A 17,452-nucleotide genomic window follows, 5' to 3' on the forward strand; every position below is an offset into this window, starting at 1 on the left:
GCCACCGACATGAGCCCCGTCCTTGCTGATGTGCTCCAGGTCACCGCGCTGATCGTCGCGCTCGCCCTGGTGCACCGCCCGCTCGGCGACTACATGGCCGCCGTCTACTCCTCCAAGAAGCATCTGCGCGTAGAGAAGTGGATCTACCGCAGCGTCGGCGCGAACCCCGACGCGGAGATGCGCTGGCCCGCCTACCTGCGCGGCGTTCTCATATTCTCCGCCGTCGGCGTGCTCTTCCTGTACGTGATGCAGCGCGTCCAGGACAAGCTGCCGCTGTCGCTCGGCTTCCAGCCGATCACCCCGGACCAGGCGTTCAACACGGCCGCCTCGTTCGTCGCCAACACCAACTGGCAGTCGTACTCGGGTGAGGTGGCCATGAGCCATGTCACCCAGACCGCCGGTCTGGCGGTGCAGAACTTCGTCTCCGCCGCCGTGGGCATCGCGGTCGCCGTGGCGCTGGTACGCGGCTTCGCCCGGTCCCGCACCGGCGACCTGGGCAACTTCTGGGCCGACCTGGTGCGCGGCACCGTCCGCATCCTGATCCCGGTCTCCGTGATCGCCGCGGTCATCCTGGTGGCGTGCGGGGCGATCCAGAACTTCGGCGACATCCACCACGTCACCACCCTCACCGGTCAGCAGCAGGGGATCAGCCCCGGCGCGGTGGCCTCCCAGGAAGCCATCAAGGACCTGGGCACCAACGGTGGCGGCTTCTTCAACGCCAACTCCGCCCACCCCTTCGAGAACCCCAACGGGCTGTCGAACCTCCTGGAGATCTTCCTCCTGCTGGTGATCCCGTTCTCGCTGCCGCGCACCTTCGGCAAGCTGACGGGCTCGATCAAGCAGGGTTACTCGATCGTCGCGGCCATGGGCATCATCTGGTTCGCCGGTGTCGTCGCCGTGACCTGGCTCGAGTACGCCCACCCGGGCACCGCCTCGCACCTCGCGGGCGGCGCGATGGAGGGCAAGGAGCAGCGGTTCGGCGAGGGTGCCTCGTCGCTCTTCTCCGTCTCCACGACCATGACGTCGACCGGGTCGGTCAACTCCTTCCACGACTCGTTCAGCGGTCTGTCCGGCGGTGTCCTTCTGCTGGGCATGATGCTCGGCGAGATCGCGCCCGGCGGTGTGGGCTCCGGCCTGTACGGCATGCTGGTCATGGCGATCATCGCGGTGTTCATCGCGGGCCTGATGGTCGGCCGTACTCCGGAGTACCTGGGCAAGAAGATCGGCACCCGTGAGATCAAGCTCGCGGCCTGCTACATCCTGATCACCCCCGCACTGGTGCTGATCGGCACCGCGGTGGCCATCGCCCTGCCGGACGGCAAGGAGGCGATGACCAACATCGGGGCGCACGGCTTCTCCGAGGTGCTGTACGCCTACACGTCGGCCTCGAACAACAACGGCTCCGCGTTCGCCGGCTTCGGCGCCAACACGCCGTACTTCAACACCACCCTGGGCCTGTGCATGCTGCTCGGCCGCTTCCTGCCGATGGTGTTCGTGCTCGCGCTGGCCGGTTCGCTCGCCGAGCAGAAGCCGGTCCCGGAGACCGCGGGCACCCTCCGTACCGAGAAGCCGCTCTTCACCGGGCTGCTGGTCGGCACGATCCTGATCATCACCGGTCTGACCTTCTTCCCCGCGCTCGCCCTGGGCCCGCTCGCCGAGGGGCTGTCGTCATGACCATTGATTCGCAACAGAAGCACGAGGACGCCATGTCCACGGATACCCCGACCCGGGCGCCGCACAGCGACATCCCGACCGGACACAAGGAGGAAGGGCGCGTCGGCGCGGGCCTGTTCGACCCCAAGCAGCTGCTGAAGTCGCTGCCCGACGCCTTCCGCAAGCTCAGCCCGCGGGTGATGGTCAAGTCCCCGGTCATGTTCGTGGTCCTGATCGGCTCGGTGGTCACCACCGTCCTGGCGATCACGGACCCGGGCGCCTGGTTCGGCTGGGTCATCACGGCGTGGCTGTGGCTGACCGTCATCTTCGCCAACCTCGCGGAGGCGGTCGCCGAGGGCCGGGGCAAGGCGCAGGCCGACACCCTGCGCAAGGCCAAGACCGACACCGTGGCGCGCCGGCTGAACGGTGACGCGGAGGAGCAGGTCCCCGGTACCGAGCTGCGCATCGGCGACCTGGTGGTCTGCGAGGCCGGCGACATCATCCCCGGTGACGGCGATGTCGTCGAGGGCGTGGCCTCCGTCGACGAGTCCGCGATCACGGGTGAATCGGCCCCGGTCATCCGGGAGTCGGGCGGTGACCGCTCGGCCGTCACCGGCGGTACGAAGGTGCTCTCCGACCGCATCGTCATCAAGATCACGACGAAGCCCGGTGAGACCTTCATCGACCGGATGATCAACCTCGTCGAGGGCGCCGCACGGCAGAAGACCCCCAACGAGATCGCGCTGAACATCCTGCTCGCCTCGCTCACCATCGTCTTCCTGCTGGCCGTCGTCAGCCTGAAGCCGTTCGCGATCTACGCGGGTGCCGACCAGCAGACGTCCCTGATCGTCCTGACGGCGCTGCTGGTGTGCCTGATCCCGACGACGATCGGCGCGCTGCTCTCCGCGATCGGTATCGCGGGCATGGACCGCCTCGTCCAGCGCAACGTCCTGGCGATGTCGGGGCGCGCGGTCGAGGCCGCGGGTGACGTGTCGACGCTGCTGCTGGACAAGACCGGCACCATCACCCTCGGCAACCGCCAGGCCGCCGAGTTCGTCCCCGTACGGGGTACGACCGAGGCGGAGGTCGCGGACGCCGCCCAGCTCTCCTCGCTGGCCGACGAGACGCCCGAGGGCCGTTCCATCGTCGTCCTGGCCAAGGAGAAGTACGGGCTGCGCGAGCGCCACCAGGGCGAGCTGGTGGACGCCGAGTGGGTGCCGTTCACCGCGCAGACCCGGATGTCGGGCGTGGACGTCACCGAGGACGGCTCCCACCGCAAGGTCCGCAAGGGCGCGACGGGTTCGGTCGTCGCCTGGGTCCAGGAGCGCGGCGGCGAGGTCGCCGAGGACGCCCAGCAGCTGACCGACGCCATCTCGCAGGCCGGCGGCACCCCGCTGCTGGTCGCCGTCGACGACGCCAGGGGTCCCCGGGTCCTGGGCGTCATCCACCTCAAGGACGTCGTCAAGGAGGGCATGCGGGAGCGGTTCGACGAGCTGCGCCGGATGGGCATCAAGACCATCATGATCACGGGTGACAACCCGCTGACGGCCAAGGCCATCGCCGATGAGGCGGGCGTGGACGACTTCCTCGCCGAGGCCACGCCCGAGGACAAGATGGCGCTGATCAAGCGCGAGCAGGCCGGCGGCAAGCTGGTCGCGATGACCGGTGACGGGACGAACGACGCCCCGGCGCTGGCCCAGGCGGACGTCGGTGTGGCGATGAACACCGGGACGTCGGCCGCCAAGGAGGCCGGCAACATGGTCGACCTCGACTCCAACCCGACCAAGCTCATCGAGATCGTCGAGATCGGCAAGCAACTCCTCATCACCCGGGGCGCGTTGACCACGTTCTCGATCGCCAACGACGTCGCGAAGTACTTCGCGATCATCCCGGCGATGTTCTCCGTGGCCTACCCGGGCCTGGACAAGCTCAACATCATGGGCCTGGCCTCGCCCGAGTCCGCGATCCTGTCCGCGGTCATCTTCAACGCGCTGATCATCATCGCGCTGGTGCCCCTCGCCCTCAAGGGCGTGCAGTACCGGCCGATGAGCGCCGACCGGATGCTGCGGCGGAACCTCGGCATCTACGGCCTGGGCGGACTGATCGCGCCGTTCATCGGCATCAAGATCATCGACCTGCTCATCTCTCTGATCCCCGGAATCGGGTGACCGTCGTGAAGAACTCCGTAGCAAGCACCATCCGTCTGACCTGGGCCTCGCTGCGCGTCCTGCTGGTCCTCACGGTCGTGTGCGGCGTCCTCTACCCGCTCGCCGTCACCGGCATCGCGCAGGGACTCTTCCACGACAAGGCCAACGGCTCCGAGGTGACGGTCGACGGCAAGGTCGTCGGCTCCGAACTCATCGGCCAGAGCTGGAACATCGAGGGAACGGGCAAGCCCGACCCCAAGTGGTTCCAGCCCCGCCCGTCCAACAGCGGTTACGACCCGATGACCACCGGCTCCAGCCAGCTCGGCGCCGACAACCCCACGCTGGTGAAGAACGTGCGGGACGCCAAGCAGCAGGTGGCCGAGTTCAACGGCGTACCGCAGTCCGAGGTCCCCAAGGACGCGGTCACCGGTTCGGCCTCCGCCATCGACCCCGGTATCTCCGTCGACTACGCCGGGATCCAGGTCAAGCGGGTCGCCAAGCACAACGGACTGAGCGTCGCCCAGGTCGAGAAGCTCGTGAAGGCGAACACCATCGGCCGGACCGCCGGTTTCCTCGGCGAGCCCTCGGTGAACGTCCTGAAGCTGAACATCGCGGTCAGGGAACTGGCCCGGAAGTGACCCGGACGTGACCGTAGCGCGGGTGGCCGACTTCCCGTCGGCCACCCGCGCCGGTCGTCACGGCACCACACGGCACGCACCAACAACAAGACGACACAGCACAGCACAGAGAGGTGACACCGATGACCCGGGTGCTGGTGGTCGAGGACGAACCACCGCTCGTACGGGCTCTGGAGATCAACCTGAAGGCGCGCGGCCACGATGTGGACACCGCGCCCGACGGAGCACACGCCCTGCGGCTCGCCGCCGCACGGCCACCGGACGTCGTCCTGCTCGACCTCGGGCTGCCGGACATGGACGGCATCGACGTGATCAGGGAACTGCGGGAGTGGAGCCGGGCCTCGATCCTCGTGGTCTCCGCCCGACGGACGTCCGACGAGAAGGTCGCCGCACTCGACGCGGGGGCCGACGACTACATCACCAAGCCGTTCAGCATGGACGAACTCCTGGCCCGGCTGCGCGCCGCCGCGCGCAGGATCGTTTCCACACCGCGATCCGCCGACCACGCGGTCATCACGACCGAGGAGTTCACCATCGACTTCCTCGCCAAGAAGGCCCGGCGCGCCGGGCGCGACGTCCGCCTCACCCCGACCGAATGGCACCTGCTCGAAGTCCTCATACGCAACAGCGGGCGGCTCGTCGGCCGGCGGCAGCTGCTGGAGGAGGTGTGGGGTCCCTCGCACCTCTCGCAGACCAATTATCTTCGCGTGTACATGGCGCAGCTCAGGCGCAAACTGGAAGCCGACCCGGCACATCCCCGGCACTTCCACACCGCGCCCGGCATGGGCTACCGCTTCGACCCCTGACCACCCGGGCTTCGGCCCGCGCCACCTCACGCGGAGACTCGCCACCTCACACGGAGAGCGGGCCACGTGGCATGCGGGAGAGCCGGCGCTGCTGCCCCTCCTGCTGACGGCAGGCGATGCCCTGGCCACCGGCCGCCGCCACGGCGTGAGCACTGGGCCATTGGTACGGTCGAAGGGAGATTCGCCGACCACAGCCCAGACCTCAGCCCTACCGCGAGGAGCCCGCACGAACATGCCGGTGGACACCCTGGACGCCAAGATCCTGCGGCTGCTGCTGGAGCAGCCGCGCACCAGCGTGCGGGAGTACGCACGCCTCCTCGGTGTCGCCCGGGGCACCGTCCAGGCACGGCTGGACCGGCTGGAGCGGGACGGTGTGATCACCGCGTACAGCCCTCGGCTGTCACCGGCCGCGCTCGGTCACCCGCTGCTCGCGTTCGTGCACATCGAGGTCACCCAGGGGTATCTGGAGGAGGTGGCCGAGGCGCTGGCGGAGGTCCCGGAGATCATCGAGGCGTTCTCGACGACCGGTGGCGGGGATCTGCTGGCGCGGGTGGTGGCACGGGACGCGGCGCATCTGGAGGACGTGATCCAGCGGCTGATCAACCTGCCGGGCGCGGTCCGTACCCGTACGGAGATGGCGCTGCGCGAGCGGGTGCCGCACCGGATGCTGCCGCTGATCGAGGCGGTGGGCGGAGCCGCGAAGCGGCGGTGAGCGGGCCCGGGGTCTCTCGGGGCCCCGCCGGTGCGCGCCATGGGCCAGGGCGTTTCCGCCACGGAGATCCGTCAGAAGCACCCTGAGGGCGTCCCGGCCCCGGCGGCCGCGCTCCGCTTCCGTACGCGGAGGTGGCCGCCGGGCGCCGGCTCACTGACGTGACGTCACCTCAGCCCGAGGGACTGGCACTCCGCGGCGAGATCGGCACAGAGCAGATCCGTCCGGACCACACCGTCGCGGACGACGGTGTCCTTCATATTCTTCTTGGTGACGACCTTCGCCTTGAACAGCCGTGCCGGGATACCGGACTTGGTCTTGTTGCCGGCCGTGGTCGTGGTGACGGAGCTGATGCTCTTCCCACGCAGCAGACCGAAGGCGATTTCGGCCGCCGTTTCCGCCTCCGGCCGGACCTCCTTGTAAAGGGTGAAGGCCTGGGCGCCGGAGATCAGGCGCTGCAGTGCGGGGAGTTCGGCGTCCTGACCGCCGACCGGAACATTCTTGACACCGCCCGCCTTGAGCGCTTCAGCAATACCATCGGCCAAACCGTCGTTGGCCGAGTAGACCGCGTCAAATCCCTGCGCGCCAAGGGAGTTGATAGCATCGGACATCTCCTTCTTGGCCTCGGCGGCGGACCAGTCGGGGATGTCCTTCTCGTAGACGACCTTGCGGACCTTGCCGTCGAGGGCAGCATGGGCGCCCTTCTTGTAGGACGGCGCGTTCGGGTCGGTCGGCGAACCGTTCAGCATGACGACGTTCGCGCTGCCCGCCTTGGGGCCCAGCGCGGTGAGCAGGGCCTCGCCCTGGAGCCGGCCGATCTTCTCGTTGTCGTAGGAGACATACGCGGCGACATCGCCCTCGGCGAGCCGGTCGTAGGAGACGACCTGGACCCCCTTCTTCGCGGCCGAGTCCACCCAGCTCTTGGCCGCCTGCGCGTCGACCGGGTCCAGAATGATGACCTTGACGCCCTTCTCCACCAGCGCGTCGAACTGGCTCTTCTGGGTACTGACTTGCTGCTCGGCGTTGCCGTAATCCACCGTGCATTCCAGGCACAGCTTCGCGAGCCGCGAAGAAATGATGCGGCGGTCGAACTTCTCGTAACGGTCCGCCTTGTTCTCCGGGAGGAGAAGGCCGATGGTGTCCTTGCCGGCATCGGCGTCCTTGTCGTCTTTCCCGCAGGCCGCCAACGGTGCCGCCAGTGAAAGCGCCACCGCACCGGTGAGAACACGCCGCATTATTGCATTCATTATTTCGGTACCTCCCATGGGGCCGCCTGACCCGGCCCAGAACTCCGGCAGTGAACGTCACCTCGCGCACCAGCGTCAAGAATCGAAGCAAGAACGATATGAAAGTGAGGCACTAGTTGACCTCTGAACGACGTTCCTGCCGTCGCATATCCGGAACCGCACCTTTATCTCCGCAATGTCGCTCATCACCCGGATGCACCCTTCGGAGCGGCATGCCAAACTTGAGGAAGACGCGGTGCCGCACGGCCGGATCCGGCGTCGGCGGCGGCGCGATGCCCAGGGGCAGGGGGGCAAGGGACCGACATGAACACCGCGAACTCGACCTGGAGACAGACGCCGGTGACCGCCGAGGGCCGACTGGGCGTGGCGGCCCAGCACCCCGGCCGCAGCGATCCGGCCTACCGGCGGCGCCGGGACGCGCTCGCCGCACCGGCCGAGACGCACCGCGTCGGGGCCCCCTACGCGGCCGTCGACTACACGGAGGCGGAGCACCGCACCTGGCGGGTGGTGTACCGGGCGCTCGGCCCGGCACACCGTGGCCACGCATGCCGTGCAGTGCTCGACGCCAGTGCGGACGCGGGCATTCCGGCCGACCGGATCCCGCAGCACGCGGAGGTCAGCGCCGCGCTCCTGCCCCGTACGGGATTCGCCTTCACACTGGCCGGCGGGGTGGTGCCCAACGAGCGGTTCCTGGGGTCGATGGAGCACGGCTACTTCCACGCCGTGCAGTTCGTCCGGCATCCCGCCGTACCGCTCTACACGCCCGAACCCGACGTCCTGCACGACGTGTTCGGGCACGGCATCCATCTGTCGTGCCCGCGCTTCGCGGCGCTGTACCGCCTCATCGGACACGCCGCCAACCAGGTCCGCACCGAAGAGGCCCTCGACGTGCTCAGCCGGGTGTACTGGTTCACCCTCGAATACGGCCTGGTCATGGAGTCCGGCACCCCCAAGGCCTACGGTGCGGCGCTGTTGTCGTCCTACGGGGAGATCGGCGCCCACGACCGCCGCGAGGTCCGCGAACTGGACATCCGCGACGCCGCCGGCACGCCCTACCGCATCTCCGGATACCAGCCCGTACTGTTCGCCGCCCGCTCCCTCGAGCACCTCGAGGACACCCTCGGCTCCTTCTGCGCGGACCTCGACGACGACATCGCCAACCGGCTGCGGCTGCCGGAGATCTCCCGCGACCGGGCGTGAGATGCCCCATCGGCGCTGACAGCCCAGGAGGACACGGCCTACTCCGGGGGTGCCAGCCGCAGCGCGTGCAGCGCCACGGCGAGGTCGGCGACCGCGCGGGGGTCCTGCAGGGAGCGCCCGGTCAGCTCCTCGAGCCGGTGCAGCCGGTAGCGGACGGTGTTGCGGTGGCAGTACAGGAGCTTCGCGGCTTCGGCCGCCGAGCCGGCCGCCGCGTACCAGCACTCCAGCGTCCCCAGCAGCCGGTCCCGCTCGGCGGCCGGCAGCCGCAGCACGCCCTCGAAGACGGCCCGGGCGATCCGTCCGGCCTCGTCCGGGGCCGCCGCCACCAGCAGCGCGGCCGGGCTGTCGGCGAAGCGCGCGATGCCCTTGGCCCGGCCGCGCACCCCGGTGAGGGCGAGGCGGGCGAGCCGCAGGGCCCTGGGGGTCTCCGGCAGGGCACGGTACGAGGGGCTGACGCCCACACGGGAGGTGTGCGCCCGCTCCAGGGCGCGTAACACCGCTTCCTCGGCCCCGGGGCGCTGGACGGCGACCACGCCCACGTGGAGGTCCGGCAACAGGCGCCAGGCCGAGCGCAGTTGGTCGGACCGGAGGCGGGCCTCGATGCCGGGCAGCGCCTCCCGGCCGGGGGCTGGCACCTCGGCGGCGATCACGACGTACGGTCCGCCGGTCGGCAGACCGAGCACATCGGCGGCCTCCCAGAGCGTCGTACGGTCGGTGAGCAGGCCGGTGAACAGAGCCTCGACCATGGCCGATCGTTCCCGCTCCCGCTGGAGCACCAGTTCGGAGGCCTCCTCCCGGTACGCGTCGCTGGCCGACGCCGCGAGGCCGCCGTTCACCCACCACCCGGCCAGGGACATGACCGTGTCGGCGGTGAGGTCCTCCGCGGCGCGGGTCTCGGCGGCGATCTCGGACCACAGGACCTCTGACCCGACCCGGTAGGCGTGCAGCAGCTCGGCCAGCGGGGTGCCCGCGCGGGCCCGTTCGCGGCCGGTCTCCTGTGCCGTGGTCAGAGCGGTGCTGTCACCGTCGACGAGCAGCCGCAGGACCTGTTCACAGTTGCGCCGGCACGATTCGGTCAGCTCCGCGAACGGCACCTGGTCCTCGTCCTCGTAGTACGGCACCTCGATGCGTATACGGCGGGCCATCCGTGCGCCCAGTTCCTCGGCACGGGGCAGCAAGGACGCCGCTATGGGGGCGATTTCGGCGGGCGCGACGAGTCTGCGGCTCATGAACCGCAGGTTACAAAGGTGTGGGCGCGGACGGGAGGGAATTTGTACTCGGGGACAACAGGGGTGGGTGTGGTGCTGTGCGTCGGCACATGGTTCGTGCGGCGTGCGGCAGTCACGATACGAGGACGTTACCGGCCGGTATCCGATCTCCGTCCTTCGTGCTGCCTCCTCAAGGGGAACCATGTCCAGAACCACGACAACGCGCACCACCAGCGCTGCTGGTACCGCCGGTGACGCTGCCGGTACCGCCGGCGCCTCCCATACCGCCCGCACCGAACGCACCGCCCGCACCCCACGCGCCCCACGCGCCGGGAAGCGTGCGTCCGTGCTGTCCGGTGCCGCGCTCCTCGCCTCCGCCCTCACCGTCACGACCGTGCCCACCGCCGCCCACGCCGCGTCCCCGGCCCCGGTCGGGACCGGGAAGTACGTGGCCCTCGGGGACTCCTACGCCGCCGGGGCGGGCATCCCCAGGCTCTCCGCGGGCCTGTGCCTGCGCTCCGACCGCAACTACGGCCACCTCATCGCCAAGGCCCTCGGCTCGTCCTCGTACGCGGACATGACCTGCGCCGGCGCCAAGGTGAGCGCGCTCAGCACATCCCAGACCGACCTCGGCATCGTCGTCAACGGCCCCCAGCTCGACGCCGTCACGTCCGACACGTCCCTGGTCACCCTCACCATGGGCGGCAACGACCTCGGCACCTCCGACTTCGGCTTCGTCGATGTCGTGGTCGCGTGCTCCGCCCTGTCCCTGACCAACCCGTTCGGCTCGCCGTGCAAGGACTTCTACGGCGACACGCTCAGCAAGCGGCTCGACTCCGCCGCCACGAAGCTGACCGACGGCCTCCGCAAGGTGTCCGCCAAGGCGCCGAAGGCCAAGGTGGTGGTCGCCGGCTACCCCGCGGTGCTCCCCGACGACCCGAAGAAGTGCTTCGGCAAGATGCCGGCCACGACCGGCGATCTCCGCTTCCTGCGCTCCGTCGTCGGCGAGCTCAACGACAAGGTGGCTCAGGCCGCCACCGCGGCGGGCGCCACCTTCGTCGACACCCTCGGTCCGACGAAGGGCCATGACGGCTGCTCTTCGTCCCCCTGGATCGAAGGCATCCTCCCGGGCTCGCCGGCGGTGCCGCTGCACCCCAACGCCACCGGTGAACGCGTGATGGCCGACGCCGTGTTGAAGGCGCTGGGCCACTGAGCCACCCCCTGCCGCACCTGTGCCCCGTCCGGCCCGGATCCCCGGGACGGGCGGGGCACGGTCTTCTCCTCCCCCGGCTTGGGCGATGGCCCCTCTGCGCGCACACTGGACATATCCGCTCACGAAAGCGGGACGCGCGATGAACGGTCCGACGAACGGTCCCTGGCGACTCGGCCCCGGCGGCTGGGTACGGGAGCCGCCGCCCCGTCACCCCGAGGCCCAGCGCTGGCAGCCGGCCGTACGCGGCCGGGCGCGGGAGAGCGTCTGGCTGGTCATCGGCTCCGACGCGCCACCGCTCATCCGGAACCTGCGCACGGACGTGCCCTGCCGCGTCGACTGGCGCGCGGACGATACGAGGCGACTCGCCTATCTGGACGTCGGGCCGCACCGCTACATGTTCGTGGACAGCGGGGAGACCCGCCGTGGTACCGCCGGCCCGCCCCTGCGGGTATTCCGGTACGCGGGCGAGGTCGACGCCCGCAGGGTGAAGCAGTCCTGAGGCCACCGGACACCGGACGTCGGACACCAGACCGCCGGACGCCGGACACCAGAGACCGCCCGGCCCGGTCAGGCGCGGCCGAGGAGGAGGCCCGCGCGCCGGAGGCTGGTGAGGCAGGCATCCAGCATCGCCTCGTCCACCGGGGGGCAGGAGGACCGCCAGGACGGCCAGAGCTGATCGGTGCGGGTACGCCGCACCTCGGGGAAGACGGTGTCGAAGTACATCTCCTTGACGCTGAAGCCGGCCTGGTGGGCGGGGGTGAGGAAGAGCGGGGTGAACGGCGCGATGGGTGCGGTGGGGTGGGCGCGCACATGGTCGACGAGCGCCTCCCTCCAGCGCTGGTAGCTCACCTCGTCGACGCGGTGTCCGGCGGCGCGCATACGGTCGACCATGTCGGCGAGAAACCCCGGCCGGGGGTTGGTCAGATGGACCGCCCCGCCGAGGTGGGGAAGCCGGGTGGCGATGCCGACGATCGCGTCGGTGACGGCGTCGACGGGCACCAGATCGAGCGGGAGCGGCACCGCGGGCGCCATGCCCATGCGCACGATGGCGTCGAAGACGGCGCAGATGGCGCTGGAGGTGTTCCAGACTCCGGTCCGGCTGTGGCCGGTTATCTCGTACGGACGGTGGACGGTGACCGGCAGCCCGGCGCCGGCCGCGTGTCCGAGCAGCCGCTCGGCCACCCACTTGGTCTCGGGGTACCCCATGCTGAGCAGTTCGGGGTGGCTGAGCGGGGTGGTCTCGTCGACATGCCGTACGCCGCCGACGCCGCTGCCGGCGAACACCGCGGTCGAGGACACGTAATGGAAGGGGATGCGGCGCGGCCCGGCCAGCCGGACGAGGGTACGGACAGCCGTCACGTTCGCCTGCCGCAACTGGTGGTACGGGTAGAGGAAGTTGACGTGTGCCGCGTTGTGCAGGACGAGGTCCACGGTGTCCGCGAGCCGGTCGAAGTCGGCGGGGGCCAGGCCCAGCGCGGGGCGGGCCAGGTCGGCGGGGAGGGCGTGGATCCGGTCGGGTGCGGTGAGCGGCAGGCCGTAGCGCTCCATCGCCTCGTGGACGCGGTGCGTCGCCCGGGGGCGGTCGGCCGCGCGAACAGGGCAGTGGATGGTGGCGTCGGTGTCTCTCAGCAGGCGTGCGAGGAGGAACGCCCCGACGAATCCGGTGGCCCCGGTGAGCAGGATGTGGCGGGCCCGGGTGGGCCGGGGCGCGGGGGCCGAGGAGACCGGACGAAGCGGCTCCGGTCGGGCCTCGGCCTCGAAGTCCGGCCGCGGGGTGTCCTCCGGTTCCGTGTCGTCCGGCCGGCCGGCGGACTCGCGGCGGGCCGCGGAGCGGTAGGCGGCGAGGGTGGGAGTGGCGAGCAGGCAGCGCAGCAGCGGGGCGAAGCGGTCGGCTGCCAGCCCGAGGGCGGCCAGGGTGCGGGTGACCGTATGGGCCGCCAGCAGGGAGTTGCCTCCTTCGGCGAAGAAGTCGGTGCCTTCGGAAACCGGCGTGCCGAGCGCCTCGGCCCAGATCTCGGCGACGGCGTCGCGGCTGCGGTGGGCGGCGGCCCGTTCGGTACCGCACCGGAGGACGGCGGGGTCCGCGGAGTTCCGCAGCGCCGTGTAGTCGGTCTTCCCGTTGACGGTGAGGGGGAGGCGGTCGAGGACGGTGATGGGGGCGGGCAGGGCGTGCGCGGGCAGGCTGCCGGAGAGGTGGGCGTGGAGGGCGGCCTGGTCGGGGGCGGCGGAGTTCGCCGCGGTGACGAAGGCGGTGAGTCCCCTGCCGATCCCGTCGTTGCTCCGGACGACCACTGCGGCTTCGGCGACATCGGGGTGCCCGCGCAGCAGGGCTTCCACCGCGTCCAGTTCGATCCGGAAGCCGCGGACCTTGACCTGGCGGTCGGTCCGGCCCCGGAACTCCAGCGTGCCATCGGCGCGCAGACGCCCGACGTCGCCGCTGCGGTACAGCCGGAGCGCTGCTCCGGAGGGGGTGTGGTGGGTGACGAAGGCCCGGGCGGTCTCATCGGGCCGGTCGAGGTACTCCAGGGCGAGGCCTTCCCCGCCGATATGGATCTCCGCGTCCTCGCCCACACCGGCCGGGGTGCCGTCGGCGCGCAGCAGATGGCAGCTGCTGCCGGCCACCGGCCGCCCGATCGGGATGGCGGATGCGCTGGGCGGCACCTGGTCGACGTCGTACGCGGTGACCATGATGCCGCCCTCGGTCGGGCCATAGCCGTTGATGAGGTGGCGCGGCCGCCCGGCCACGCAGACGGCCGCGGCCAGGTCCGGGTCCATGGCCTCACCGCCCATCAGCACCATCTCCAGGGAGCCGAAGATCGCGGGGTGGGTGCGTACGGCATGGTGGAACAGACTGGTCGTCAGAAAGGTGTGGGTGATGCGTTCGGCGCGGATCACCGACCGGAGCCGCTCGGTGTCCAGGAGGACGTCCCGTTCGGCCACGACGAGGCAGCCCCCGTTGATCAGGGTGGTCCAGGTCTCGAAGAGCGAGCCGTCGAAGGAGAGACCGAAGCTCTGGAGGACGCGAGTGCCGGGGCCGGGGCACCAGGGGTGGCCCCCGGCGGCGAGCCGGGCCACGGCGCGGTGCGGGAAGACCACGGGCTTGGGGCGGCCGGTGGTACCGGAGGTGAAGAGCAGGTACGCGCAGTCGTCGGGCCGGCGCCGCACGGCCGCCGGGAGATCACCACCGGGGCCGGGGTCCGCCGCCATGAGGTCGTCGAAGGCGACCCACTCGGCCGGTCCGTGATCCGTGCCCTGCGCCGCCGCGGTATGCCCGGGAAGGACCACGACCAGCCGCGTACGGGCGTCCGTGAGCATTTCGGCGGTGCGGGCCGAGGGGTGGTGGGCGTCCACGGGAACGCAGACCGAACCTGCTTTCAGGACGCCGGCCATGGTGACCGTCGCCTCCCAGGAGCGGGTGCCCAGGACGGCGACGGCCTCGCCACCGCGTACCCCCCGGGCGCGAAGCGCTTGTGATACGGACTCCGACCAGTCGTCGAGTTCCCGGTAGTTGAAGGTCCGGTCGCCGTCCCGCACGGCCGGGTCACGCGGCGCGCAGGCCGCCCGGTGGGCGAACAGGCCGGGCAGTGCGGCACTTGGCGGGGCGGAGTCCGGTGCGGGGTTCCGGGCGCCGGCGAGGGGCGTGCTGGTGTTCATCAAGGCTCCACACGGGGGACGGCGGGTGCGAACGGGAGCCGGGGGACGCGGACTTGGAGCACCTGCTCCGCGTCCGGCGCAGGCCGGTGATGCCCGCCGTCACAGCGGCTGCGGTCAGCGGACCACGCCCGCACGTCCTGCCCCATAGGTGCTCCCCAGCATCGGTGCACGCATCGGCATCACACTAAGACAGGACCACACCTTGCAGTGAGGCAACAAGGATCACATTGACAACGGCCATACGAAGCCCATACGGAGGTCGAACTCATTCCCCGCACGGCTCCACGTCGGCGGCCGGCGGCAAGGACCAGGGCGCGCGCTTCTGACGGATCTCCGTCAGAAGCGCCCTAGCGGCGGGGCGGCGTGAACTGCACCGGCAGCGCGACGAGCTGGCGGTACATCAGCGACGACGACCACTCCAGTTCCGTCTCGGGAACGGCCAGCCGGAGGTCCGGGAGCCGGGTGAGCAGAGTGTCGACGGCCGTGTCGGCGATCGCCCGGCCGATGTGCCGGCCCGGGCACTCGTGCGGGCCGCCGCTGAAGGCCAGATGGGAGCGGTTGCCGTGCACCGGGGCCGTCAGATCGGGGCGGATCGCCGGGTCCACGTTCGCCGCGCGCAGACCGAGCAGCAGCATCTCCCCCTTCCTGATGGTCTGTTCGCCGAGCCGGGTGTCGCTGGTCGCCCAGCGTCCCAGCAGCGTCATCAGCGGCGGCTCGTCCCACATGACCTGCTCCAGCGCGTCGGGCAGGGTCATATGGCCGCCGGTCAGGTGCGCCCGGAACCGGGGGTCGGTGAGCACCATGCACAGGGTGTTCGCGATCAGGTTGACCGTGGTCTCGTTGGCCGCGGTGAGGATGAGCCGCATGTGTTCGCGGATCTCGTCGTCGCTGAGGCCCGCGGGGTGCTCTATCAGCTTGGACGGGAAGTCGTGGCCGGGGTGGGCACGCTTCCGGTCGACCAGCTGCTGGAGGGTCTGAGTGATGTAGGTGTTGCTGGCCGCCGCGGTCTCCGTACCCTTCAGCGCGTCCTGGACGGCGGCGGTCAGGCCCGGTCCGTGCTCCTCCGGCATACCGAACAGCTGGGTCATCACACGAAGCGGAATCTCGGCGGCGAACTGGCTCACCAGGTCGGCCGTCCCCGATCCGGCGAACTCGTCGATCAGTTCGCCGGTGAAGCGGGTGACATGGCGGCGGATGCCGCGGGACTCGAAGCGGCCCAGGCTGTCGGTGACCGCGCCGCGGAGGCGCCTGTGCTCCTCCCCGTCGACGAAGACACACAGCGGCTGCCAGGTGGTGACCGGCGCCAGCGGGTGGTCGGCCGGTACGTGGCCCTCGGCCATGTCCCGCCAGTGCCGTGAGTCGCGGGAGAAGACGCTCGGGGTGCGCAGGACCTCCAGGTTCTCCCGGTGCCCGAGGACCAGCCAGGCCGGGAGGTCGCCCTGGACGAGTACCGGGGCGACCGGGCCGTACTCGGCGCGCAGCTTCTCGTACACGGCCACGAGTTCGGCCTGGACCTCTGGGTCGTGCAGGCGGTACAGGTTCTCGGAGGCGCCGCCGTGTGCCGGGCAGCCCGGCGGCGGAGCCGGGTGGTGATCGGTGGGGTGCTCGGGGAAGTTGGCGGTCACTGGGGCTCCGGGAGCTGGGCGAAGGAGCGCAGGTAGCGCATGAGGGTGATCAGGACGTCCCGGCTCGACGCCCGGTCGCGGGCGTCGCACACCACGATCGGCACCTGTTCCGGCAGGTCCAGTGCGCCGCGCAGCTCCTCGACGGGGTACGAGGCCGCGTCGGGGAAGGCGTTGACGGCGATCACGAACGGTACTTCGGCCTCCTCCAGGCGGCCGATGACGTCGAAGCTGACTTCGAGCCGCCGGGTGTCGACCAGGACGACGGCGCCGAGCGCTCCTTCGAAGAGACCGTTCCACAGGAACCAGAACCGCTGCTGGCCCGGCGTGCCGAACAGGTAGAGCACCAGCTCCTCGTTCAGGCTGATCCGGCCGAAGTCCATGGCGACGGTGGTCACCGTCTTACGCTCGATTCCGGAGACGTCGTCGACACCGGCGCCCGCCTCCGTCATCGTCTCCTCGGTCGTCAGCGGCCGGATCTCGCTCACCGAGCGGACGAGGGTGGTCTTGCCGACGCCGAATCCACCGACGATGACGATCTTGACGGCGGTGGAGACCGTCGACGGCAACTGGTCCTCGCGCCGAGGCTCCATGACGGTGTCAGAGCTTCTGGAGACCATGGATAACCGCCTCAATCAGTGCTATGTCGGGGTGTTGGGCGGCCGGCGCGCGGGCCTCCACCCGCCCATCGGCCAAGAGGTCGTGGAGGAGCACGCCGACGACGCTCGCCGGCAGCGCCAGGTGCGCGGAGATCTCGGCGACGGAGAGCGGCGTGCGGCAGATCCGGAGGATGGCGGCGAATTCGGGCTGCATGCCCAGCTGCGCCTCCTCCTTGGCGACGATCAGTGTGACAAGGTCGAGCGGGGCGTGCTGGTCGCTCTGTGAGCGGCCCCCCGTTATCACGTAGAGCCGCTCCGGCCCGCCCTCGTCCCAGTCCTGACCGGCTTTGCTCACCGCGTCGGTCCGTCGGCCCGCGGCGGGCTGGTGAGGTGGGCGCCGATCCGGGCCACGAGGTCGCGCATGCACTGTCCGACGAGGCCCGCGTCCACCCCTTCGTCGGCGAGCACGGCGAGATGCGCGCCGGCGCCGGCGGCCATCAGGTACAGGAAGCCGCCGTTGACCTCGATGACGACCATCCGCATCCGGCCGTTGCTGTGCGGGAACTCCGCGGCGACCGCGCTGGAGAGACTCTGCAGTCCGGAACCGATGGCGGCCAGGCGGTCGGCGGTGTCCGCGCTCGTGTCGTACCGGGCCATGCACAGGCCGTCGGACGACAGCACCACGATATGGCGGGTCTGGGGGACGCTCTCCGCGAGGTCCTTGAGCATCCAGTCCATGTCCGCGCGCTGTTGCAT

At 70.4% G+C, this 17,452-nt stretch carries 15 protein-coding genes; 8 read left to right on the top strand and 7 right to left on the bottom strand.

Annotated elements, in window-relative coordinates:
- Window positions 1-9 precede the first annotated feature (9 nt).
- The 5 genes from kdpA (at window position 10) to ACFY12_RS28095 (ending at window position 5,956) form a co-directional block, all read left to right on the top strand.
- The gene (kdpA, locus tag ACFY12_RS28075; protein ID WP_390718696.1) at window positions 10-1,674 is read left to right on the top strand and encodes a potassium-transporting ATPase subunit KdpA; all 1,665 of its coding nucleotides are present in this window, start codon (window positions 10-12) and stop codon (window positions 1,672-1,674) included.
- Window positions 1,671-3,821 carry a potassium-transporting ATPase subunit KdpB gene (gene kdpB, locus ACFY12_RS28080; RefSeq protein WP_390718697.1) on the top strand — a complete coding sequence of 717 codons (2,151 nt, stop codon included), beginning with the start codon at window positions 1,671-1,673 and terminating at the stop codon, window positions 3,819-3,821. Before kdpA ends, kdpB begins: the two co-directional genes overlap by 4 nt.
- 5 nt (window positions 3,822-3,826) lie before the next feature.
- The gene (gene kdpC, locus ACFY12_RS28085; protein ID WP_390718698.1) at window positions 3,827-4,438 is read left to right on the top strand and encodes a potassium-transporting ATPase subunit KdpC; all 612 of its coding nucleotides are present in this window, start codon (window positions 3,827-3,829) and stop codon (window positions 4,436-4,438) included.
- Window positions 4,439-4,560: 122 nt separating this feature from the next.
- On the top strand, window positions 4,561-5,244 hold the full coding sequence (locus ACFY12_RS28090; protein ID WP_390718699.1) for a response regulator: 684 nt from the start codon (window positions 4,561-4,563) through the stop codon (window positions 5,242-5,244).
- A gap of 232 nt (window positions 5,245-5,476) precedes the next feature.
- Entirely contained in the window at window positions 5,477-5,956 is a 480-nt protein-coding gene (locus tag ACFY12_RS28095; RefSeq protein ID WP_390718700.1) for an Lrp/AsnC family transcriptional regulator, read from the top strand.
- A 164-nt stretch (window positions 5,957-6,120) separates the two neighbouring features.
- Here ACFY12_RS28095 and ACFY12_RS28100 read toward each other — a convergent pair whose 3' ends face one another.
- Window positions 6,121-7,188, bottom strand: a complete 1,068-nt coding sequence (locus tag ACFY12_RS28100) for a sugar ABC transporter substrate-binding protein (protein ID WP_390718701.1) — start codon at window positions 7,186-7,188, stop codon at window positions 6,121-6,123.
- Between the two features lie 315 nt (window positions 7,189-7,503).
- On the opposite strand from ACFY12_RS28100, the gene ACFY12_RS28105 reads away from it, so the two are divergent.
- Window positions 7,504-8,400: a phenylalanine 4-monooxygenase gene (locus tag ACFY12_RS28105; RefSeq protein WP_390718702.1), complete on the top strand. Its 897-nt coding sequence runs from the start codon at window positions 7,504-7,506 to the stop codon at window positions 8,398-8,400.
- 38 nt (window positions 8,401-8,438) lie between these two features.
- Here the strand turns inward: ACFY12_RS28105 and ACFY12_RS28110 are convergent, their stop codons facing one another.
- Window positions 8,439-9,629, bottom strand: coding sequence for a PucR family transcriptional regulator (locus tag ACFY12_RS28110; RefSeq protein ID WP_390718703.1), 1,191 nt, complete (start codon window positions 9,627-9,629; stop codon window positions 8,439-8,441).
- A 181-nt stretch (window positions 9,630-9,810) separates the two neighbouring features.
- Here ACFY12_RS28110 and ACFY12_RS28115 point away from each other — a divergent pair, with 181 nt between their 5' ends.
- Both ACFY12_RS28115 and ACFY12_RS28120 read left to right on the top strand, forming a co-directional pair.
- Window positions 9,811-10,821 carry an SGNH/GDSL hydrolase family protein gene (locus tag ACFY12_RS28115; RefSeq protein WP_390718704.1) on the top strand — a complete coding sequence of 337 codons (1,011 nt, stop codon included), beginning with the start codon at window positions 9,811-9,813 and terminating at the stop codon, window positions 10,819-10,821.
- A gap of 139 nt (window positions 10,822-10,960) precedes the next feature.
- Entirely contained in the window at window positions 10,961-11,320 is a 360-nt protein-coding gene (locus ACFY12_RS28120) for a hypothetical protein (RefSeq protein ID WP_390718705.1), read from the top strand.
- Window positions 11,321-11,388: 68 nt separating this feature from the next.
- On the opposite strand, the gene ACFY12_RS28125 is transcribed toward ACFY12_RS28120, so the two are convergent.
- From ACFY12_RS28125 to ACFY12_RS28145, 5 genes are all read right to left on the bottom strand, one after another.
- On the bottom strand, window positions 11,389-14,475 hold the full coding sequence (locus tag ACFY12_RS28125; protein ID WP_390718706.1) for an amino acid adenylation domain-containing protein: 3,087 nt from the start codon (window positions 14,473-14,475) through the stop codon (window positions 11,389-11,391).
- Between the two features lie 347 nt (window positions 14,476-14,822).
- On the bottom strand, window positions 14,823-16,100 hold the full coding sequence (locus tag ACFY12_RS28130; RefSeq protein ID WP_390718707.1) for a cytochrome P450: 1,278 nt from the start codon (window positions 16,098-16,100) through the stop codon (window positions 14,823-14,825).
- A complete protein-coding gene (locus tag ACFY12_RS28135) occupies window positions 16,097-16,717 on the bottom strand; it encodes an ATP/GTP-binding protein (RefSeq protein WP_390718708.1) in 621 nt (206 codons plus the stop codon). Before ACFY12_RS28135 ends, ACFY12_RS28130 begins: the two co-directional genes overlap by 4 nt.
- Window positions 16,698-17,051, bottom strand: a complete 354-nt coding sequence (locus ACFY12_RS28140) for a DUF742 domain-containing protein (RefSeq protein WP_390718709.1) — start codon at window positions 17,049-17,051, stop codon at window positions 16,698-16,700. Before ACFY12_RS28140 ends, ACFY12_RS28135 begins: the two co-directional genes overlap by 20 nt.
- Window positions 17,048-17,452, bottom strand: a complete 405-nt coding sequence (locus tag ACFY12_RS28145) for a roadblock/LC7 domain-containing protein (RefSeq protein ID WP_390718710.1) — start codon at window positions 17,450-17,452, stop codon at window positions 17,048-17,050. The genes ACFY12_RS28140 and ACFY12_RS28145 overlap by 4 nt, the downstream gene beginning before the upstream one ends.

The organism is Streptomyces sp. NPDC001339, assembly GCF_042895955.1.
Lineage (GTDB): Bacteria > Actinomycetota > Actinomycetes > Streptomycetales > Streptomycetaceae > Streptomyces.